Here is a 20975-nt window from a genome sequence, read left to right on the forward strand (position 1 = left end):
TTAGAGATAATAGCCTTTTTATTTATATTGACCCGACTAAGCAATAAACCCATGGCTCAATATCTTTCTTCACGGCGCGTGCTGATCCTACTTGCCGCCTCAGCCCTATCTCTTTTCTCCCAAGGACTTGCCGCGCAAGCCTCCGCCGAAAAACCCCGGATCATCATCACCGCCGATCCTGAGCTCGACGACAACAACTCCCTGATCCGACTGATCCTCTACAGCTCAGACCTGCAAATTGAAGGTTTGGTCTATGCGAGCAGCCAGTTTCACTGGACGGGAGACGGAAAAGGGACCCAGTGGTTTGTGCCCGGACGGGAATACGATCGATTTGGGATGAACGAGTGCCCATGCACCTCTTGGCGATGGGCCGAAGGGGAGCGCTTTATCCACGACATCGTGGAAGCCTACGAAAAATCCTACCGGAACCTAAAGACCCACAATCCGGAATATCCCAGCCCCGAACATCTAAAGTCTGTGATCCGCTTTGGCAATATCAAATTTGACGGGGATTTCAGCGAGGACACTCCAGGATCGGAGCTGATAAGGGAAAAGATCCTGGACGACCAGCCAGGCAAGCTCTTCATCACTGCTTGGGGTGGAGCTAGCACGATTGCCCGGGCGCTATACACCATCCAACGGGACTTTGAATTCACCGAAGATTGGCCGGAAATCGAAGACAAGATCAACCGAAAGGTGGTTCTTTTGCCCTCTGGCGACCAGGACGACACCTTTGCCAGCTACATCCGACCCAACTGGCCCGACATCGAGTACCGTCAGTTTCGGCAGGTACCCAACTACGGCTACGGTGCCCAGATCCGTGCCACAGCCGAAAATGCGCCTTACCTGACCCCAGCCTGGATGAAGGAAAATGTTTCAGACCGAGGCGAATTGGGAGAACTCTACCGGGTTTGGGGTGACGGCAAGCAAATGGTGGAAGGCGACAAAGTGGACTACTTCGGCATCTCGGGCAAGACCAACGAGGAATTGAAAGAAATGGGCTATTTCGTCTGGATGCCTGTGCAGGAGAAGGGTTCTTGGCTAGGCGAGGGAGATAATCATACCGTCATGAACATGCTTGGAAATGGCCTTCGGGCTTTTGAAGCCGGAACCTTCGGCGGTTGGGGAGGACGATCTATCGTGACTACGCAACCGAGTGTAGTAGCGGGAATGAGTTCCTCTGGCTCCGCAGACGACATGGCCGCTACCCTTTCCAATCAAAACCGAGCCCAGACCGATCTAGAGCCCTTTCCCAACTATTTTCCCGCGGCCCAGCAGGACTTTGCCGCGCGAATGCAGTGGGCGGTGACTCCCAATTTCAAGGATGCCAACCACGCACCTATTCTAAAAATAGAGGGTCCCCTTACGCTGATGGGCTCTCCGGGACAAAAGATCAAGCTCCACGCGTTCACTTCCGATCCCGACGGGGATGAGGTGTCGCTCAGCTGGTTTCAGACTCCTGTCAGTGGGTTTGGGGCAAAGGCGGAATTTGCCCAGACCGAGGGCAAAAGTATCGAGCTGACCCTCCCCAAGGACGCAGCAGCCGGCCAGGAGATCCATGTGATCGTCGCCGCCAAGGATACTGGAAGTCCCGCATTGACCAGCTATCAGCGGGTGGTGATTCGGGTAAAGGGGCAGTAGTCGGGGCGGACTGGAGTTTTCTGGCTTCTTTTCAAACCTAGCTGGCTTTTCTCTCCTCCCTTCTTGGTTTTACTTCCCCAAAAAATCCTGAACGATCTTCAGCGGACGGAGGGAGAGCCGATTTTTGGTACGCAGCGCAGCGACGCGCTTGGCTATGCTCTGGAGTGTTTTGAGCAGCTCCAGGGTATGCGGGCCTTTGTTGAGCATGATGCACTCGGCGGCGGCGGCGCGGCCTGCGTCCGTGATCTCGGCCCGGGAGGCCAAGCCGGATTTGTGCAGGCTCTCCAGCACCTGGGTCGCCCAGATCACCGGCACATGACCCGCTTCGCAAAGCCAGGATATCTCCTCCTGTATCTCCACCAGACGCTCAAAGCCGATCTCCACCGCCAAATCCCCACGGGCAATCATCACTCCAAAGTCCGGCTCCACCATTCCTTCCAGAATGAGTTCAGGCAAGTTGACCACCGCCTCGTGGGTCTCGATCTTGAGAATGACCGGGGGAATATCCTCCCTCAGCTCCCGCATAGCCGACCTCAGATCGGAAATGTCCTGGGCGGTCCGGACAAAAGAGAGCCCCACGGTATCGGCATAGGCACAGACAAACGGCAGACACGCCCGATCAAAGTCGGTCAGCGAGGGGATATCAAGGGAAGAGTCCGGGAAATTCAGGCCTTTTTCGGCTTTGATGCGAGGCTTTTTGGAGGAGATGCGCTGTATCCGCACCGCAGCCCTACCCGGGGCCACTTCCTCCACCTGCCCATAGATCATCCCGTCGTCGATAAACACCCGATCTCCGGCCCTGAGGCTGGCGATGATCCCCGGCTCATTGGGACTGATGACCGTCTCGCCGCTCTCAAAGCCCTCCGCGGAATCGCTCAGCCAGACCAAGGATTCGGGATGCACTTTCACCTTGCCTTTCTTTTTCCCCTTTCCCAAGAGGACGGTGCGGATCTTTGGTCCGGCCAGGTCAAAATGGATCTTGCAGGGAATTCCCGTCTGCTTGCTCGCCATCTGGATTTTCTCCACCATCTTCAGCCAAACACCCTCGTCGTCATGGGCGCAGTTGATCCTGGCGACGCCCATGCCGTTTTTCAGAAGCTCGGCCACGAGTTTTTTCTCTTCCAAAAAAGAAACGTCAAAGGTCACCATCACCGAAGAGGGCCACTCGGCGTGCATCTCGCCAAAGAGCCGCACGCTGCTTTTCGCGATCTTCCTGTTGCCAAAATCCAGCGTACAGGGATCAAGCTTCGGGAATTTCACGCCGAGGTGCTGGAGGGTCACTTGGATCTGTCTGTGGATGTGGCTTTCGCCCGAGGCCAGGGAAGACAACCCGCTGGCATGCAGCTGGTCTTGCAGTTTGCGAATGTCGTTTTTCCGCAGGATCAGGTATTTGAGAAAATTGCCCGCAGACTTGCGGTTGTCGGGATGGATACGCTCTAGCTGGCTGGAAAACAGGTTTTCTACGCCTGACATGGCCTCATGGAGCGCTGTCAGACGGGCTTGGATTTGGGAGCTTACATTTGGCATAGGGTCTCGTCATTGCCCCAAGCGGCGGACAAGCAAGGACTTCTCTTGACTTGGGATCTGTGGGAAGTTAACATCCCTTTTTCGAAAAAAAATCCCCCGCTCCTGCGCTGGAGAAACCTTCTTTTTGCTTTTCCCAGAAAAAAAATCTTCGACAAAAGCGGACCAGGTGAAGCGGATTCCCTCCCTTCTCCGTCTAGGGGTAGAATTTGATTATTTAACCCAATAAGTATGCGTTTTATTTCCAAAAGCAAACCGACTACCCGCAGGGGATTTCTGGCAGCCACGGCCCTTCTGGCCGGCACCCTACTGTTCACCAGCTGCCTGAACGACATCGAATCACCCGAACTCCCTCCCGCGGCCTATGTCTCCATCTTCCAAGGAGCCACCGACGCTCCGGCGATGGACATCTTTGCCAACCAAAACCGGGTAAACCAGCAGCCCGTCCAATACACCCAAGTACTGCCCTACAGTGCGTACTATCCCGGCAGACGTGACTTCCGCTTCTCGGCTTTCAACTCCGCCACTTCCCTACTGGAGAAAGACCTCGTGCTCGAAGCCGACTCGGTGTATTCCATCTTCGTAGCTCCTGAGGCCACTGGCATCGACGCCATCCTGGTCAAGGACATCTGGGAAGAACCGACGGCTGAAAAAGCCCAGTTGAGATTTGTACACCTTTCCCCGGATGCGGGCAAGGTCTACCTGCAGGCGGTCGGCACCAGTACGCCGCTGGTCACCGAGTCCAGTGTGAAGTCCGTGTCCGGCTTTGAGGAGCTCACTCCCGGCAACATCATCCTGACGGTCAAATCCAGCACTACGGACGAGGTACTGATCCAGACCGGCACGCTGGCCCTGAAAGGCAACCGCGTGTACACCCTGGTGTTGCGGGGACTGAAAGCGGAAGCCAGTGGTGAGAAAAAACTCGACGTGCAGCTCATTACCAACTTTGTGAACTATTAAAGAAGCCTCATTTTTTAAACTCAAAATCCCGGAACTCCAAAAGAGTTTCGGGATTTTCTTTTTTGGCGAAGCCAGTCCAAGCAGGCATCAAACGCGGGCCTAGCTCCCCTCTCCCTCCTCAAGATCCGGCTTGGGAATCGTGATCCCAGAGCCGTCCCTGCTGGCGCGATAGTGGGGAGACATGATCTCTATGCCCCTATCCCGGCAAAAATCCTGGATGTTCTTGTGCAACTCCGAATATACGACGGCCTGCTTGCTCGCCTCGCGGGTGTAGGCATTGAGCTGATAGGACACATAGAAATCGTCCAGGCTGGTCTGGAGCACAAAGGGCCTCGGCTCCCGCTCGATCATGTCCGTGGCCAAAGCCGCATCGATGAGGGTTTGGTGCACTTTCCGCCAGGGAAGGTCGTAGCCCAGCGTGATGGTAGTGTGCACGATGAGCCCCTGTAGATTCGCATGCAGGGTATAGTTTACCGTGTTGCCCGTCAATACGGAAGAGTTGGGAATGGTGATGACTTCATTTTTGATGGTCTTGATGCGGGTCACGAGCAGGGTCTTTTCGATCACATCCCCGGACACGTCGGCGATCTTGATCCTGTCGCCGGGCTTGAAGGGCCTCATGTAGGTGATCACCAGGCCCGCGATCATATTGGTGACCGCCGAGGAAGATCCCAGGGAAAAGAGCACGCCGATAAACACCGTCACCCCCTTGAAAATGGGCGAATCGGAGCCTGGCAGATAGGGGAAAATCAAGACCAGGGTAAAGGCAAAAAGCAGGAAACGGACGATGTTGTACGTCGGCATCGCCCAGTCCGAATGGAAGCCGTTGATCTCGAGCTTTTCGGCCTCGATCTCCTTGAAGATAAACTTCGTAAAGCGGATCAGGTAGCGCATGAAAAAGATGATCACCACGATACTGAACAGATTGGGCAGGTACTCCCAGACCGAATGCAGCACCTTCCTCACCGGCTGCAGCACCCATCCCAGGATCACATCCGACCAGTCTCTGGACATGGGGAAGATGCTGAACAAGACAGGAAGCAGAAGATAGAGCGTGATCAGGATCACCAGCCACTTCAGTACCTGGATCAGCTGGAGTACCAGGACAAACTCCCGCTCTTTGGAAAGGTAGGTATAGTTGCGGTAGGACAGGTTCATGAAAAAGCGCTCCTGCCTGTTGGAAATCCACGAAACCAGCCGCTGTGAGCCTTTTTGCACCAAAAAGAAAATCGCCACCGCGGTCAGAATGGCGGTGAGGGTCAAGCCTATGCGCAGCACCCAGGCATGCCACCGGTTTTCCTCCTGATAGGTCTGTACGTGGCTGTCGATGATATCCCTGAGCCGCACGGCCAGCTCCTCCAGTTCCGTTTCGTACTGCGCCGCATCCGCACGGGACACGGTGATCAAGATCTGCTCGTTGTACACGAGGTCCAGGCTTCCTTCGGCCTCCTCGATCTTGAGGGAATCCGGCGAGTAGAGCCCGTTTTCGACCAGGCTTTGGATTCTCTGGGTGATGCGCTTGGCCCGGTCCTCGGGAGTAAGGGAGCCCGACCGGGAGTAAACCAGAAAGAGCGTATCGCCATCCGCTTTCAGTACGGGATAGCCCTTGGGATCTGTCAGTTCCGGCTTATCTCCTTCAATGGGTGGTGAGGAGTCCTGTAGCAAATTTGCGGAAGCGTGGACTTCTTGACCGGCAGCCAGCCACATCAGGCAAATCAAAAGCGCTGAGAGAATTCTGTTCATATTCCAAAACCAGATTGGGCATGAATATAAGCCAAAATCAATGAAATGGTAGGGGGCGCTTTTTCTCTAGGCAAGAAATCAAACCCAAATGAAACCAACCAGCCCTCCCAGTCTCCCGATCAAAAAAAAACCACCCGAGATTGCTCCCAGGTGGTTGGTCGTTGGCTTAGGTTTTCTGTCAATGCGCTAGGTGCCAAGGCTTGGCACTCTGGACCATGAGTGCGGGACTACTTCTTTTGGATGGTACCAAAATTGACTTTGAAGGAAGCCCCAAACATGCCGAGCTTCTCCCCATATCCGGAAAACTCCTGCAGGGGATAGTTGTAAAACGGCATCACCTCGTAGCTGGTCTTTCTGGACTCAAAGACGCGGATATTCAACCCAAGATTGGCGGTGGCGAGGGGGTAAAACTTCTGGTTGGGCACATTCAGGTCTTGGGACTGGCTGACCGCCTCGGACCTCAGCGTGAAGTAGTCTGCATTGGCCGCGTCCATCACCGCCACCTGCCGGGTATAGTAGGACTGCTGCTCCGCACCTTGGCTAAAGGTGATCAGGTTGGAAAACCCCGCCTGCACCGAAACGCTCTGGTTTCTGGTAATGGGGTACTTGAAATAGAGCGGAATATCCAGCTGGACCTGGCTGATCTCGTTGGTCTCGGTGACGGAAGATGCCGCACTGAAGGCCGCACCCGGCAGGTAGGCTTGGCTTTCGCTGCTTTGGCTGAGGTAGTTCACCGCGAGCCCAGAGCCCATGACCAGTTTGCCGGTCAGCTCCATGTCCACCATCACGCCCAGTCCCAAGCTGGCACCACTGGTGGCAGCCTCGGCGCTCTGCGAGGCGCCAAATCCCGGAGACACGCCCATGGCAATGCTGGCTGCGGACTTCCTTTCCAGGATTTCTTTGATCTCCTCGTCGCTCAGCTCCGGCTCTTTCGGCAGGGAAGCCTGCGCAAGCTGGCTCTGGAGCTGGTTTGGCGCGGTTGGGGCCTGCGCTTCTCCGGAACGAGCTTCGCCGGCTTGGTTCGCATCGGCTTCCTTCAGCCCTTGTGCGGCGGTTTCCTTGCTATCCCCTGTCATTGCCAAGGCTCCCTTTTGAGCGGATCTGTTTTGCTCTGGTGAGGTCTCAGTGGCTGACTTGGCGGCAGGAGGCATAGCCTTGCCGGCATCGGTTTTGGACTTGGAGGCGGAGTTGTTGCGGTCGGCCGAGCTGGCCAAGGCCTTTCCTCCAAGCGATGAATTGGCTGGAATGGAAGCTTTCCCAGATTCGCTATCGGAGCCTGAAGCTTCCCCTCCAGTTTCACTTTCTCCCTTACCATCGGACTCCAGCTGAGCGGCCCGCGGCTCAGACTGCCGGGGTGCTTCCACAGCCTGCTCTTCCTGTAGCGCAAGCTGGCCTGCGGGCGAGGCATCGCCGGATACGCCCAGATCGCCAGCTATCCAGATTCCTCCGGCTACCAGCAGCAGCGCCAAGGCCGCCGCGACACCGGATATCCAATAGGCCGATTTCTTTTTGGCCGAGGCGGCGCGCTTCGCTTCGAAAGCCTCCCAAGCGCCCAATTCGTAAGGAAGAGGGTTTTCTTCCTGCCGCTTTCGCAGCTCGGAGGCCAACCATTTTGATGTTCTATCTTCCTGCATATTCTTTCATGTGTTGTTGTATCAGCTGACGGAGCTTGGATTTGGCCCGCGTCAGATAAACCCGGGAGGAACTCTCGGTGATTTCCAGCCTCTCGGCTACCTCCCTATGACTATATCCTTCAACCTCGTAGAGATTGAATACCATTTGTTGATCCTCCGGCAATTGCTTGAGCAGCTTGATGATGTCCTCAAATGCCAATTGGTCGGGGGCATACACTTCATCGAATACCGGCGTTTCCCCATCCGCTTCCAGGTGGTTTTGAAAGCGTTTGTCCTTCCGGTAGTAATCTATCGCGGTGTTGACGGTGATACGTCTCAGCCAAGGCTTGAGGGAGGGGGCTTCGTCCATTTTCTTGAATGAATCAAAGCACTTCATAAAAGCGTCATTGGTGATCTCCAGTGCCAAATCCCTGCTTTTGGAATAGGACAGACTGATCCCCATGACATAGCCATAGTACTTTTTGAAAAAAAATTCCTCGTGTTTCTTTGACCTACGTTTGCAACCGTCGATCAATTCTTGGTCTGACCAGTTCAATTCAAACTTCCGCTATTTTCTTACTCTTTATCTTTTCCCCGGACTAGGCCCAGAGGAATATCCACTTGCATCACCGGCAGCCCCGTCAGAGGCTTAGGTCACAGTTGCCCACACAGTTGAAATCCCGGAAGCTGCAATGCTCCCTGAGGTAGATGGTGAACAGATCGCTCGAAGCGCCAAGCAGGGCCCTGTCAAGGTCCACCTTGATCACATCCAGCTCAGTCTCCGAGCTTCCCGCACAGGAGGGAAACATCCCGGTGAGGTAGAGCTGCATCCTGCGGGGCGAGGATTCCTGCCAGGTCCCGTCCCAGACCAGCTCGTATTTGCCCACGCAGCCTTTAGGACGTTCGATGGAGAGCGTAAGTTCCTTTTCCGTCCTCTTGATGCCTTTGAGCTCAAAATTCACCTGACAGAGGGATGGGTCCATACGCTTGAAGTCCAGCCTCTGGTACTTGCCGGCGTCCACGGTAAACTGATAGCCAGGCCCGACGACGTTGTACAGCTCCTTTCCGTCCATAGTGTCCTCGGCGTCACCCACAGAGCAGCTGACGAGGAAAAGCAGAAGGAAAAAGCGAAAAACGGCGTTCATTGGTGAATTTTTACCCTAGACGTACAGTACGCTCCCAGACGCTACACCCGCCACAAAAATTTCTCCCGGCCTAGCCGCTCGGACTTCAGTATTGCTGGGGCTCAAAAAACAGGCTCGCCACCAAGAAGGCAAGAATGGAAATCACAAACCCAAACATGAAGACATTGTAGCTTTTGCGGAGCATCATGTACTTCTGGCCCAAAACCTTGCCCAGAAAGTAGATATCCCGCGTCATCGTGCCATAGAGGTAGTCTCCGTCGAGCAGCATCTTGCCTATGCCCTCGGAGTAGTCCTCCAGCGACATCTGGTAGAAATTGCCAAAGTACAGGAGGTTGCCCTCTTTTTTGTCGATGTCTTCCTTGGTGACCACGCCCTTGGTCACCTTGGGGCGCGTGGCGAGGATGGCAAAAACCATCGCCACCAAACAGGTGCTCACCAGCAGGATGGCAGGAACGGTGTAGTTGGGAAATTCCTCCAGCTTGCGGATCAGGATGGTCACCACGATGGAGATGATGATGGAGTTGACCGAGATCATGATATTGGCCTTGGTGTCCGCCATAGCCGAGAGCTCCATGTGATTGGCGGAGGTGACCCGAAAGAGTGTCTCCACTCCACGATCCGGCCTGGACTTGTCCTTTTTCTCCTTTTTTTTGCCCTTTTCCTTCTTACCCTCTGCCTCCAGCTGCTCGATTTTCAGATCAAGGTATTTGAGGTTTACCTGCTTCACCGGCTCTAGGTAGCGCTGTCCAAAACTCGTATGGTAGCGATGCTGCCGGGTGAATTCCCGCGACTCCGCCAGCCAATCCTTCAGCTCCATGGGACTGCCACTGTGCTCATTTTCGCATTTCAGCAAGAGCGTCTGGTCGTAAAAGGACTCCGTGCCCAGGTGGTACAGATCCGCGTCACAGATGATGGACTCGAAGAGATCCTCCGGCTTCTGCGGCATCCGGGTGGCCAAAATCGCCTTTTTGATCCGGTCTATCCGGACCTGTGGCAGGCCAAAGTCCGACAGCACCTCCTGGGCCACCTCGGCACCCCGGGCTTCGTGCCCGGGAGCGAGCCCATCCCAGTAGCCCACGTCGTGAAGCCAGGCCGTGTAGGCCAGATCTTCCTGATCTTGGTCCGAAAGCTTGTAAAACTCCCCCATCTCACGAACTTTGCTTACCATAAAAAAGGTGTGGTCCAAGTTATGATAGCAGACCTCCTTTCTTTGTTTTCTGGCAAACATGTCCCGAATCCAGGCCTCGAATTTTTCTGATTGGATATTCACTTCGCTTGGTTTAACTTTTACATGCGGCTAGGAAGATACTTGGTTCTGATCTAAAAACGATGCGATATCCCCTTCTCATTTTTCTGCTGGCGCTTTTTGAGTCCTGCGACTACAGCAACGGCAAAACCCCTCCCCACTACTCCCTACCCCATGGATACCGGCTGGAAGCCATGGAAAAACTGCTGCTGTCCGAGGATCTGGAGGAGGTCTCGGGCCTCGCCTGGCACCGGGATGAGCTGCTTGCCATAGAGGACGAGTCGTCTATCATCTACCGCCTGGACCCCGAGACGGGCAAGATCCGCAAGAAAAAGAAGTTTGAGAAAAACAAGGACATCGAAGACCTGCTCGTCAGAGGCGACACCGCCTGGGTGCTGCGTAGCAATGGCAACCTGTACCGAGTGGTCGACTTCAGGGAAAAAGACAGCCAAACCGTGATCTATCCTTTCCCAAGGCGGGAAAAGCGGGATTTGGAGGCGATTTTGGCCAATCCCAACGAACCATTCATTTGGCTTTTTTGTAAAGTCTGTGAGTGGGATGAAGACCCCAGCCGATCTTCCTTTTTCAGATTCCATTTGGAAACCATGCAATTTGACTCTTTGCCCGCGGGAAAAATCGAACGCAGCCAGCTCAGTACCCTCATGCCCCAGCAAGAGCTGGAGGAGCTGAAAATACAGCCCTCCGCGGCGGCCATCCATCCGCTGACCGGGGAGTACTTTCTGCTGTCTTCCACAGGAAAATGGCTGATGACCTTGGATGGGCAAATGAAGCCCAGCTCCGTCCATACCCTCGACCCTTCCCTATTCAAGCAGCCGGAGGGGATCACCTTTGCGCCGGACGGCACGCTCTACATCTCCAACGAAGCCCGGGACGGCAGGGCCAACATCCTTATCTTTAGCTACCGCCCATGAGAGCTTTTGTCCTGCTGGCCTTCACCCTGCTGACCCTTTCGGCACAAGCGCAGGATTCCCTCCTTCGGATGCGGATCTACCTCATTGGGGATGCCGGCGAGATGGAAGACGGACAGCACCCCGTGGTGGAAGACCTCAGCTCCAAGCTTTCACCCAAGCCCGATGTCCCCACGCACCTGATCTACCTGGGCGACAACCTGTACCCCCTGGGCCTGCCTCCCGAAGATGCCGAAAACAGGAAGGAAGCAGAAAAGATCCTCCGCACCCAGCTCGACCTCTGGGAGAAGCTGCCGGGGCAGATCTGGATGGTCCCCGGCAACCATGATTGGGAAAAGGGAAAGTCAGATGGCTGGAATGCCGTCCTTCGCGCAGAAGAGTTCATCTCCGAAAACTACCCCAAAGACAAAGTCCACTGGATCCCCGAGAGCGCATGCCCAGGACCAAATGCCGTCCCCCTGGACGAAAACACCCTGCTGATCACCTTGGATAGCCAGTGGTGGTTTCATGCCAATGACAAACCGGGGGTGGACTCCGACTGTGAATACAAGACCGAGGAGGAGATCATAGCCGCCATCGCCTACCTCCTGGAGGAAAACCAGGACAAGATTGTGCTCTTTGCCATGCACCATCCGCTCCGCGCCTATGGCCCGCACAACGGCGCCTACAGCTGGAAAGACCATCTGTTTCCGCTCACTGCGGCAAAAGAAAAACTCTACATCCCCCTCCCAATCCTCGGATCGATCTACCCCCTCTACCGCACGCTGTTTGGCGACATCCAGGACATCCCCCATCCCAAGTACCAAGCCTTTATCGGAGTCTTGGACCGCATCTTTGACCTCCATCCCCACGTGATCCAAGTGGCCGGGCATGAGCACGGGCTTTTTTATACCCGGGAGGGCAGCAGGCACTACATCGTCTCGGGCTCGGGAGCCAAAGACACCTACATCAAAAAAAACAACCCCGCCGAATTCACCTACAACAACCAGGGCTATGCCTACCTGGATTTCCACGAAAACCACCAGGTCAACCTGACCTTCCTCGACCCTACCCAAGCTCAACCCCTCTACCAGACGGAACTCATCCGGCCTTTTGCCCTAGCCAAGGAAGAACTGAGGCTGTTTGAGCGGGAGATCCCCGGGCAGGTCACCCGTCCCATCTCGCTCCAATACCAGAAGGGAAAGCTCCACCAGCTCTTCTTTGGCACCAACTATCGCGACACCTGGGCTGTGCCCGCCACCTTCCGCAGCTTAGACCTCAGCAGCGAAAAAGGCGGACTCACCATCACCAAGCGCGGTGGCGGCATGCAGACCAAGTCCCTGCGCACCGAAAACCGCAACGAGAGGGAGTTTGTCCTCCGGTCGATCAACAAATACCCCGAAAACGCCATCCCCGCGCCGATACGCCAGACCATCGCCAAGGACATCGTCCAGGACCAGATCTCGGCCTCCCATCCCTACGCCGCGCTGGCTGTGGCCCGACTTGCCGAGGAGGCGGGCATCCCCCACACCTCACCGCAAATCGTCCACCTGCCGGATGACCCGCTTTTGGGGATTTTCCGGGAGGATTTCGCGGATGCGCTTTATCTCTTCGAAGAAAGGGAAGTAGCGCCGGAGACGGACAAAAAGGTGGAATTCTACAGCACGGACAAGATGCTCAAAGAGCTCTACAAGGACAACGACCACGAGGTCAAGCAAAAAGACGTGCTTCGGGCGCGGCTCTTCGACCTGTGGATAGCCGACTGGGATCGGCACGACGACCAGTGGCGCTGGATTGCCGTCAAGGGAAAAAACGGACTCGAGTTTAGCCCCATGCCCAGAGACCGTGACCAGGCCTTCTTTGTCAACGAGGGCCTTTTCCCGAAAATAGCCAGCCGAAAGTGGGCCAGCCCCAAGTTTCAGGGTTTTGGCTACGAGCTGAAAAACGTCAACGGGTTCATGTTCAACGGACGCTACTTTGACCGCAGCTTCATGGCTGGCCTCGACCGGGAAGACTGGGAGGAAGAGCTGGACGAGCTCCTTCCCAAACTAGGGACGGAGACCATCCAGAAGGCCTTCCAGGACTGGCCGGAAGAAATCCGGGACAAGGACAGCCCCGTGATCCAGGCCAAGCTTCTGGCGAGACAGGGCTGGCTCCGGGAGAAAGCGCTGGAGTACTACGACTTCCTGGCCGACGCCGTGGACGTAGTGGGCTCCAACAAGAATGAGGAGTTTGAGATCCGCCACCTCCCCGATGGCAAAATCGACGTGGAAGTGCGGAAGATCGACAAGAACGGAGATCTGGAGCAGAAGCTCTACAACAGGACTTTCGACCCGGTTGAAACCAAGGAAATCCGGCTCTATGGTCTCAAGGGCGACGACCGCTTCATCTGGAAAGGAGAAGGGAAAAACGAGATCCTCGTCCGCGTGATCCCTGGAGAAGGGGACAAAGAGCTGATCGACGACGCCGAGCTGAGCGGAAAAAAACACCGCGTCTACGTCCCCCAAAAGAAGACCTCGCCCTACTCCGGCGACAACCTGCGGATCATCCAAGCACCCCGCCCCGACTACCTCGCTTATGACCGCATGGCCTTCAAATACGACAAAGTGATGCCGCTGGCCTCGGTGGAGTTCAACAAGGACGATGGGATATTTCTCGGTGCGGGCGTCCTGTGGGAAAACCACGGCTTCAAGAAAAAGCCCTATGCCTCCATGCATACCCTGACGGGAAACTATGCGATAAAAACCGGCGCTTTCAACCTGGAGTACAAAGGCCGGGCCGTCGACGTGGTGAAAAACTGGGATCTGGTCTGGCTGGCCGACGTCAAGGCTCCAGACTACGTCTTCAACTATTTTGGCAGCGGAAACGAGAGCGTATTTGACCGGGAGCAGCACAGCATCAACTACTACCGATCCCGCTTCAGCTGGTACGAGCTCAGTACAGGCCTGCAGGCACAGCTCGGTGACATCGGCCGGTTTGCCCTGGGACCCAGCTACCAAGTGTACCGCTTTGACCCCGATGACAACCAAAACAACTTCATCACTTCCCCGGAGAGCGACCTGGATCAGCAGCAGCTCGACCAGGCCAAATTCTACGCGGGCGTGACGACCCTGCTGGAGTTTGACAAAAGGGACAACCTCAAGATGCCGACCCGCGGGTTTTACTTTCGCCAGCAGATCCAGCATTTCCAGGGGATCAACCGCTATGCGCAGGATTATACTTCGGCCGAGGCGGAGCTCAGGCTGTATTGGGCTTTTAAGTATCCATCCAAGATGGTATGGGCCAACCGTACCGGTGCGGGCAAAAACTTTGGCAGCTACGAATACTTCCAGGGACAGATCTTGGGCGGCATGGACAACCTCCGGGGCTTCCGACGCTATCGGTACAACGGCGACGCGATGTTTTACAACAATCTGGAGTTTCGCCTTCAGGTCTTCAACTTTCAAAACCCCATCCTACCCGCGACTATGGGGATGATCGGATTCTACGACATGGGTCGGGTGTGGGTGAAGGGAGAGGACTCCGGCACCTGGCACAACTCCCTCGGCACCGGCGTCTGGATCGCTCCTATCAGCCAGATCGTGGCGACTTTTTCGGTGGGCTTCACCAAGGAGGAGACCTTACCTTTCTTCACTTTCGGATACCAGTTCTGAGGTGCCATCCAGATTCAGCCTGCCCTTGGGAGCGACAGTGACTCGGATGGCCTTCATCCCGTGCACCCCCTGCATGTCGTCCAGCTCCAGCTGCTCGACTTGATCTTCCAGCAGCTGGCGGTTTTGGAAAAACTGGATAAAGTCAAGGTACTCCTTGGCATCCTTGGGCTGGGAGTACACGATGGCGATCTTGCCGGGCTGCACCAAGCGCTCGTTGGTGCCCTTGATGAGGGCCTTGTCGATCCGCTTTTTGATGATTTCATAGCGGATGTTGTAGGCTCCCTCTACGTCAAACTTCCGCTCGTCCAGCCGGAAGCTGATTGTCAGGGGCGCGCTGTGGGCCAAGATCAGCTGCGTGGTCTCCAGGCTGACGTCCAGCGCCGGTGATTTTTCGGCTACCAAATTCACAATCTCGATCAAGGTCTGGAGCTGCCATAGCCTGAGGTTTTTCAGATAGATGGGATCAAAAACCCTGTCCTTGACCAGCGACTGCCCGATGTAGATGTTGTATTCGATCCCATCGGTCTTGAACTTTTCGAAATAATGGGGAAACATGCGCTGGATCTTGGTCTCCTCGCTGTCCAGGTATTTGCCCACCAGAAGATTGATTTCCTTCAGGCTTTCCTCGAAGGCTTTCCTGTGGATATACACCACCCCCATCTGCGGATCCACCGCCTGAAAATATTCCTGTACCGATGGCAGCAGGTCTGGAAACGACTCGCTGAGATGCTTGAAAGTCGGCTCAAAATCCAGCATGAAAAACTCCGTGATCCGCACTTCCTCCTCGCTGACCAAGATCAGCTGGATTCTCCGCTCAAACTCCTCGATCTTTTCCACCATGCGGTCCAAAAGGGGCAAGTAATGCAGTGATCGGGCTTTCTCCACCACGTTTTTTGCCAGGCCGAGCTGGATCAGCAAGTCACGCTGGATGGCGTTGTTCCGCTCTTGCGAGGAATTTTTCACATCCACGGCTCCGTAGAGGGGAAATACCTCCTGGAAGTTGATCGGAGGGATCTCCGGCGTATGGCCGCGCTCCTCCTCCAGCACATAGTCCAGTGCGATCTCGTCAAACTTCCACTCCACCACCGGGTGGATCGCGGTGAATTTCTTGCGGATGATGGACTTGATCTTGGAGTCGAGCAGCTCCGCCTGCTTGTTGAAGGCGATGGAAAGCGAGGGAGCCAGCATGTCCAGGTGGTGGAGCATGATCGGCTCAAAGGCTTCGTCCCGCAGGGAGCAGATCTCCAGCAGGCCCACCAGGTCCCCTTTGTGCTTGAGCGGATAGAGGATGACCTCCTTCACACCAAGCTCTATCACCTTGCCCATAAACTTGCTCTCGGGGTACTCGACCGAGAGCTCATTGAGCAGCACGGGTTTTTGGATAGCCGATAGAAAGTCCAAGACTCCCTGATAGGGGCGTTCGGTACCGGGTTCGCAGAGCATTTTGAGGATGTAGCTGTTGGCCAAGCGGCTGGGAGAAAAGACGAGCTTGCCCTTGACCTGCTGCAGGGAGGCAAGGCCGACCTTGATCTCCGAGACCCCGATCAGGGATTTCACGGAATCCTCCACCACCGCGGCAAACTCCTGGGAGGAAATGTCCTCTTGGTTTAGCACGGCTTCGTTGAGCGTAGCCACGCTCTGGGACACGGTGATCTCGTCTGCCTCGAGGAGCAAAAAGCCCTTGAACTCAAAGAGGCTCAACGGGAGGAATTTCTGCCAGTTTTCCACTTCGTAATGGTCTGGGCTGGTGCTGGTGCAGATCTGGGACTTCTCCAGAATATCGGGAAGCGGGCCCTTTGCTGTCACCTGCACAAACTGGAAGTTCATCCGGATCTGAAAATGCCTGAGAATCCCATTGGAGTCGCGGTACTTGAACACAAGGGGGTGGGATTGGTTGATCTTGATGCCATAGACCTGGTCGATGATCCGGCTGTAGAGGTTGACCACCTTGCTAAACTGGATCTTGCCCAAGTCTAGGTTTTCGGGGATCTTGATCGAGCCGTCCTCATTGAGAAACAAGTCCTTGAACGCCGGGGTCGAGTACACCGGCTGCATGTCAAATGGCGCCGCAAGCGCCAAAATCCGCTTTTCTTCCTGTCCCGACATGGGAAACAGCGAACCGAGGATCAAGCCAAAGCCGAGGAAGTTTTCCTGCTTTTTCAGCGCCTCGGGATCGACGGGGCTTTGGTTGAGATCGGGAAATTGCTTGATCCTGTTGATCAGATCGCGGTAGAGGCAGGTGTCTGCCTTGGATACGTCTGCTCGCTTCTCCCACTGGCTGAAGAGAAGCTGGAAATCCAAATGGGCGGAGTACGGCGTGTCGGTCATGCGCGTGCGAGGGGAAAATGTATCCTCGTTTGAAGTTAAAATACCTGAATAAAAGTTAAATAGTTCCGGTTTTTCCAAAATCGCCTTGCCGAAACCGCAAAAAAGCCTTACCAAAGCCCCAAAGTAAAAGCCCTGCCGAAGTATTTCCGGCAGGGCTTTGGACCAAAATCAGGAATATCTGAATCCAATCAGGAAATCAGGTTCCCCTGGTCATCCCAGGTAGCCATGCTGCCTCGGCCCTCGGGGGTCAGGTACACGGACTGGTATTTTTCCTCCAGCGACAGCCCATACTGATCCATCACCTCCTGCGACACCCCATCCCACACGTTTGGGGTATTGCCGACGTAGCCTATGTCTTTGAAGCCCATCTCGGTGGTATAAAATCCCGACACGGTCATGTTTCTGAGCAGGTTGAAAAACTTCACCCCCGGCTCCATCCCCGCGGCGGCCTTGTCCGGCCAGGCGATGTCTTCGATGATCTCCATGCGCTGGCTTTCGCTGAGCTCCGTAAAAGGCTTGGAAAAGCGCTCGTTGGCCTGGAGGTTGACCCACATCAGTCCCCCTCTGAAAGCCGTCTGGTTGCCCGGCTGATCCTTCATCATAAACTCGATGTAGTCTGGGACTTTTGCCTCCGAAGCGCTCCCAGACACCGCGTCCTTGGGAAGCACGATGTCCACCAGGATGGTCACCAAGGCCATCTCCTGCTCGGTGAAAAAGCGGTCAGCCAGCAGGGCATTGTCCCGCTCGATCTCCTCGGGCACACGGCCTCCGGGCGTTCCCCCGATCTTGGGGGAAAGGTCGGCTGCCTTTTCCTCCGGGCTGCAGGCGGTGAGCATCAGGCCGGTTCCCAGTGAGCCTGTGAATAAAAGCTTGAGATTTTCTCTTCTGTTCATGGTCTTGGGGCTTAGAGGTTTTTGCTTTTCATTTCGTTGATGATGAAGTCGGAGGTTCTCCAGGAAAGCGCCAGGATGGTCCAAGTCGGGTTTTTGTCGGCTTGGGAGACAAATGGCCCCGCATCCACCACAAAGAGGTTTTTGCAGTCGTGGGCTTGGCAGTTGGAGTTGAGCACGGAAGTGCCTGGGTCGCTCCCCATGCGGGTGGTACCCACCTCGTGGATGATGCGTCCTGGCGCCAAAAGCCCGTATTGGGTCTCCGGCCCGGGTTTGTTCCCCAGCAGCTTTGCCCCCGAGGCCAAAAGCAGCTCCTCAAAGGTATCCTGCATGTGCTTGGCTTGCTTGATCTCGTTGTCGGTCCACTTGTAGTGGAAGCGCAGGACCGGGATGCCGTACTTGTCCACCACGGTCGGGTCGATTTCGCAATAGTTGTCGTACTGGGGGACACTTTCGCCCCGTCCTGACATGCCCACGGTGGCTCCGTAGAGCGTGCGGATGTCTTTTTTCAGGCCTTCCCCATAGCCGCCGTTTGGACTTGGGCTGCCAAATTCATCGACGATGTGCTTTCTCACCACGTCCATGTTGGAGCCAAACCCATAGGACGGCATGCCCAGTCCCCCACCGAACTCGATGTGGTATCCCCGGGCAAAGTCCAGCTTCTTGTTGTCCAGCCACCAAGGGGTGTACACGTGCATCCCGCCGACACCGTCTTCGTTGTATCGCTTGCGGTCCATCAGCTCCGGAATGATGCCTGATCGGGAGGCTCCCGTGGAGTCGTGCAGATACCTGCCGAGCGTGCCGCTGGAATTTCCGATCCCATCCGGATGGATTTTGGACTTGGAGTTCATCATGATCCGCGCCGACTCGCAGGCCGAAGCCCCCAGGACAACCACCCGTGCTTTCAGCTTGTATTCCTGCATGTCGCGCTTGTCCACATAGGATACGCCGGTGGCTTTGCCGGTGTCATCCGAAGTCACCTTTCTCACCATGCAGTTGGTGTAGAGGTCCACCTGTCCCGACTTCATCGCCGGCTTGACGAGCACGGTACTGGCAGAGAAGTCCGCATAGGCCTGACAGCCCCTGTTACACTGTCGGCAAAAGAAGCATACGCCTCGGTCTTTGTTGATGGGTTTCGTGAGGATAGAAAGTCTCGACGGGATGATGGGGATATTGACTTTTTTGGCCCCCCGAATCAGAAACATCTCATGGAGTCTCGGCTTGGGGGGAGGGAGAAAGTTTCCATCCGGCTCGTTTCTCATGCCTTCCTTCGAACCAAAAACGCCGATGAGCTTGTCCACTTTGTCGTAGTAGGGCCTCACGTCGTCATAGCCTATGGGCCAGTTGTCGCCCAGTCCATCGATGTCTTTCCGCTTGAAGTCATCCGGGCCAAAACGGAGAGAAATCCTCCCCCAGTGGTTGGTCCTTCCTCCCAGCATGCGGGACCGAAACCAGTCAAACTGGGTTCCGTCCTTGTGGGTGTAGGGCTCGCCGTCCATGTCCCAGCCGCCTATGGCCGCGTCAAAGTCGCCAAAGGGCCGGATCTGCGTAGATGCGCCGCGTCGGGGCGACTCCCAGGGGAATCGCAGCTGGGTACGATCTTCCTCCTTTGCAGGATCCCAGTCCCCGCCAGCTTCGACTACGGCTACGGATAGCCCTGCCTCAGCGAGGATCTTGGTGGCCATACCTCCTCCCGCTCCGGAGCCGACGATGATCACGTCGTAGGAGTCCTTGCTTGGTTTTATCTGAAAACTCATGTTGTATGTTTTAAGGTTTGCTATGTGGTTTTCCTGTCTTTGAGCCATTCCTCTTAGAGCAATGGGCTTTCTTCACCTGAGCGAGAGCGATTTCTGTTCAAGCCCTCGCATGGGAAGCGGGATAGTTTTCGGAGGATCTTCCAGTGAAGAATACCCGCCAAAACCCGAAACAGGCTAATTAGAATTACTTAAACTTTCCAGCCTTTGCGGTACTTGCGGCTGAGGTATCGCTCCGCTTCGGGATGGTTTGGTATTTTCATCTTTTTCGAATCCCACTCCAGGGTCTTTCGCGGTTCCCTGATCGCAACCGTGCCCAAGATGATCGCTTCGGTCATGGGGCCGGTTTGCGCAAAATGGCTTTCGGTTTCGGTCTTGCCCAAGCAGGCATCCACAAAATGATGGTAGTGGTCTCTCTCCTCCATCTCGGGATAGGCCACGCCGCTAAACTGGCTCTGGGGAAGCAGCACCGGCATCTTGGTGTGTGGAATAAGCAGTGCGCCGGCTGTCCCCACCAACATGGCGGATTCAGCAGGGTACTCCCCGTCCTGATACATTGCGCGAATCTCCTCCGGGGGATAAAACTCCCCATCAAACCACTCCACGCTCAACTGGTCCGCCTCGGTCATTTCGTTGCCTGGGAAAACCCAGGTGATGTGGTTGCTTTGCGGCCAGGTGTCGGCACGCCGCTCGGGAGAATTCTCCCAAGACTCCTGCACCCTGGCATGGACGGAGATCGGTGCGCTCAGCCCCAGTCCCTTCCATACCGCGTCAAAAATGTGGCAGCCTATATCGCCAGACCAACCGGTACCGAAGTCTTGCCAAGCCCGCCACTTGGAGGGATGGTAGATCGCGGGATGATAAGGCCGGAGCGGCGCGGTGCCGGTCCACAGCTCCCAGTCCAGACTGGCCGGCGGGCTTTCCCCTCCTTCCGGTCGGGGACCGGGAAAGCGGTAGGCTTCCGTCGCGCCGGGCCTGTTGGAGCAGAGGTAGACGTTTTTGATCTTGCCGACTCGGGCTTCCCTGATCCATTGGACGGCGGTGCGGTCACCTTTGCCGGAAGCATGCTGGGTGCCCAGCTGGCTCACTATTCCAGCCTTCACGGCAGCTTCGGTCAGCTTTCTGATTTCCTCCACGTCGTGGCACATGGGTTTTTGGCAATAGACATGCTTGCCCATTTTGATCGCGCTGTATGCTACCGCAAAGTGGTTGTGGTCGGGCACGCTGACGTTAAGGGAGTCAAAGTTTTTGGCTTCTTTTTTCAAAAGCTCGCGCCAATCTTGATAGCGACGGGCATTGGGAACCAGTTCGGCGGCTTTTTCTAGCCTTTCCCCATCCACGTCACAGATTGCCACGATCTCGACATCCGGATGGGCGATGAAGCGCTGCAAATCATGGCCGCCCATTCCTCCTACTCCTATACAGACATGCCTGAGCTTCGTAGCCGCAGGTGCGGCAAAAGCGGGAATATCCAGCAATAGGGGCGCAGCCATCAGGGATGCGGCAGTCGCCAGAAATTTCCTTCTGGAGCTACCCTGAGAGTTGTTTTCCAAATCAAAAGAGTTAGTGG

14 protein-coding genes are annotated in these 20975 nt (G+C 55.6%); 4 read left to right on the forward strand and 10 right to left on the reverse strand.

Annotation, left to right across the window (positions count from 1 at the left end):
* Positions 1-51 precede the first annotated feature (51 nt).
* Complete coding sequence (locus J0A68_RS17610) at positions 52-1641, forward strand: DUF1593 domain-containing protein (protein WP_206579544.1); 1590 nt, start codon at positions 52-54, stop codon at positions 1639-1641.
* 69 nt (positions 1642-1710) lie between these two features.
* Here J0A68_RS17610 and J0A68_RS17615 read toward each other — a convergent pair whose 3' ends face one another.
* Positions 1711-3168, reverse strand: a complete 1458-nt coding sequence (locus J0A68_RS17615) for a pyruvate kinase (RefSeq protein ID WP_206579545.1) — start codon at positions 3166-3168, stop codon at positions 1711-1713.
* A 228-nt stretch (positions 3169-3396) separates the two neighbouring features.
* On the opposite strand from J0A68_RS17615, the gene J0A68_RS17620 reads away from it, so the two are divergent.
* Positions 3397-4125: a DUF4397 domain-containing protein gene (locus J0A68_RS17620; protein WP_206579546.1), complete on the forward strand. Its 729-nt coding sequence runs from the start codon at positions 3397-3399 to the stop codon at positions 4123-4125.
* Positions 4126-4224: 99 nt separating this feature from the next.
* Here the strand turns inward: J0A68_RS17620 and J0A68_RS17625 are convergent, their stop codons facing one another.
* From J0A68_RS17625 to J0A68_RS17645, 5 genes are all read right to left on the reverse strand, one after another.
* Positions 4225-5868: a mechanosensitive ion channel family protein gene (locus J0A68_RS17625; RefSeq protein WP_206579547.1), complete on the reverse strand. Its 1644-nt coding sequence runs from the start codon at positions 5866-5868 to the stop codon at positions 4225-4227.
* 227 nt (positions 5869-6095) lie between these two features.
* Complete coding sequence (locus tag J0A68_RS17630; RefSeq protein ID WP_206579548.1) at positions 6096-7502, reverse strand: prolipoprotein diacylglyceryl transferase; 1407 nt, start codon at positions 7500-7502, stop codon at positions 6096-6098.
* Complete coding sequence (locus J0A68_RS17635; protein WP_236025653.1) at positions 7489-8037, reverse strand: RNA polymerase sigma factor; 549 nt, start codon at positions 8035-8037, stop codon at positions 7489-7491. Before J0A68_RS17635 ends, J0A68_RS17630 begins: the two co-directional genes overlap by 14 nt.
* Positions 8038-8122: 85 nt before the next feature.
* Positions 8123-8626, reverse strand: a complete 504-nt coding sequence (locus tag J0A68_RS17640) for a hypothetical protein (RefSeq protein ID WP_206579549.1) — start codon at positions 8624-8626, stop codon at positions 8123-8125.
* A gap of 85 nt (positions 8627-8711) precedes the next feature.
* Positions 8712-9896 carry a Pycsar system effector family protein gene (locus tag J0A68_RS17645; RefSeq protein WP_206579550.1) on the reverse strand — a complete coding sequence of 395 codons (1185 nt, stop codon included), beginning with the start codon at positions 9894-9896 and terminating at the stop codon, positions 8712-8714.
* Between the two features lie 59 nt (positions 9897-9955).
* Between J0A68_RS17645 and J0A68_RS17650 the strand changes: the two genes are divergently transcribed.
* Both J0A68_RS17650 and J0A68_RS17655 read left to right on the forward strand, forming a co-directional pair.
* The gene (locus tag J0A68_RS17650; RefSeq protein WP_206579551.1) at positions 9956-10804 is read left to right on the forward strand and encodes an SdiA-regulated domain-containing protein; all 849 of its coding nucleotides are present in this window, start codon (positions 9956-9958) and stop codon (positions 10802-10804) included.
* The gene (locus J0A68_RS17655; RefSeq protein WP_206579552.1) at positions 10801-14433 is read left to right on the forward strand and encodes a BamA/TamA family outer membrane protein; all 3633 of its coding nucleotides are present in this window, start codon (positions 10801-10803) and stop codon (positions 14431-14433) included. Before J0A68_RS17650 ends, J0A68_RS17655 begins: the two co-directional genes overlap by 4 nt.
* Here the strand turns inward: J0A68_RS17655 and J0A68_RS17660 are convergent.
* The 4 genes from J0A68_RS17660 to J0A68_RS17675 form a co-directional block, all read right to left on the reverse strand.
* The gene (locus tag J0A68_RS17660) at positions 14401-16761 is read right to left on the reverse strand and encodes a GAF domain-containing protein (RefSeq protein WP_206579553.1); all 2361 of its coding nucleotides are present in this window, start codon (positions 16759-16761) and stop codon (positions 14401-14403) included. The two genes, J0A68_RS17655 and J0A68_RS17660, sit on opposite strands and share 33 nt — an antisense overlap.
* A gap of 188 nt (positions 16762-16949) precedes the next feature.
* Positions 16950-17654 carry a gluconate 2-dehydrogenase subunit 3 family protein gene (locus J0A68_RS17665; protein WP_206579554.1) on the reverse strand — a complete coding sequence of 235 codons (705 nt, stop codon included), beginning with the start codon at positions 17652-17654 and terminating at the stop codon, positions 16950-16952.
* A gap of 11 nt (positions 17655-17665) precedes the next feature.
* Positions 17666-19408, reverse strand: a complete 1743-nt coding sequence (locus tag J0A68_RS17670) for a GMC family oxidoreductase (protein ID WP_206579555.1) — start codon at positions 19406-19408, stop codon at positions 17666-17668.
* 188 nt (positions 19409-19596) lie between these two features.
* Positions 19597-20958 (reverse strand): Gfo/Idh/MocA family protein, encoded by a 1362-nt coding sequence (locus J0A68_RS17675; RefSeq protein ID WP_236025654.1) that lies wholly within the window; start codon positions 20956-20958, stop codon positions 19597-19599.
* Between the last annotated feature and the right edge of the window lie 17 nt (positions 20959-20975).

This window comes from Algoriphagus oliviformis (assembly GCF_017254915.1).
Taxonomy (GTDB): Bacteria; Bacteroidota; Bacteroidia; order Cytophagales; family Cyclobacteriaceae; genus Algoriphagus; species Algoriphagus oliviformis.

Bases quoted from the DNA above. Each gene is read 5' to 3' on its own strand.
- J0A68_RS17610 (WP_206579544.1), top strand. From the start codon at position 52: ATGGCTCAATATCTTTCTTCACGGCGCGTGCTGATCCTACTTGCCGCC.
- J0A68_RS17615 (WP_206579545.1), bottom strand. From the start codon at position 3,168: ATGCCAAATGTAAGCTCCCAAATCCAAGCCCGTCTGACAGCGCTCCAT.
- J0A68_RS17620 (WP_206579546.1), top strand. From the start codon at position 3,397: ATGCGTTTTATTTCCAAAAGCAAACCGACTACCCGCAGGGGATTTCTG.
- J0A68_RS17625 (WP_206579547.1), bottom strand. From the start codon at position 5,868: ATGAACAGAATTCTCTCAGCGCTTTTGATTTGCCTGATGTGGCTGGCT.
- J0A68_RS17630 (WP_206579548.1), bottom strand. From the start codon at position 7,502: ATGCAGGAAGATAGAACATCAAAATGGTTGGCCTCCGAGCTGCGAAAG.
- J0A68_RS17640 (WP_206579549.1), bottom strand. From the start codon at position 8,626: ATGAACGCCGTTTTTCGCTTTTTCCTTCTGCTTTTCCTCGTCAGCTGC.
- J0A68_RS17650 (WP_206579551.1), top strand. From the start codon at position 9,956: ATGCGATATCCCCTTCTCATTTTTCTGCTGGCGCTTTTTGAGTCCTGC.
- J0A68_RS17655 (WP_206579552.1), top strand. From the start codon at position 10,801: ATGAGAGCTTTTGTCCTGCTGGCCTTCACCCTGCTGACCCTTTCGGCA.
- J0A68_RS17660 (WP_206579553.1), bottom strand. From the start codon at position 16,761: ATGACCGACACGCCGTACTCCGCCCATTTGGATTTCCAGCTTCTCTTC.
- J0A68_RS17665 (WP_206579554.1), bottom strand. From the start codon at position 17,654: ATGAACAGAAGAGAAAATCTCAAGCTTTTATTCACAGGCTCACTGGGA.
- J0A68_RS17670 (WP_206579555.1), bottom strand. From the start codon at position 19,408: ATGAGTTTTCAGATAAAACCAAGCAAGGACTCCTACGACGTGATCATC.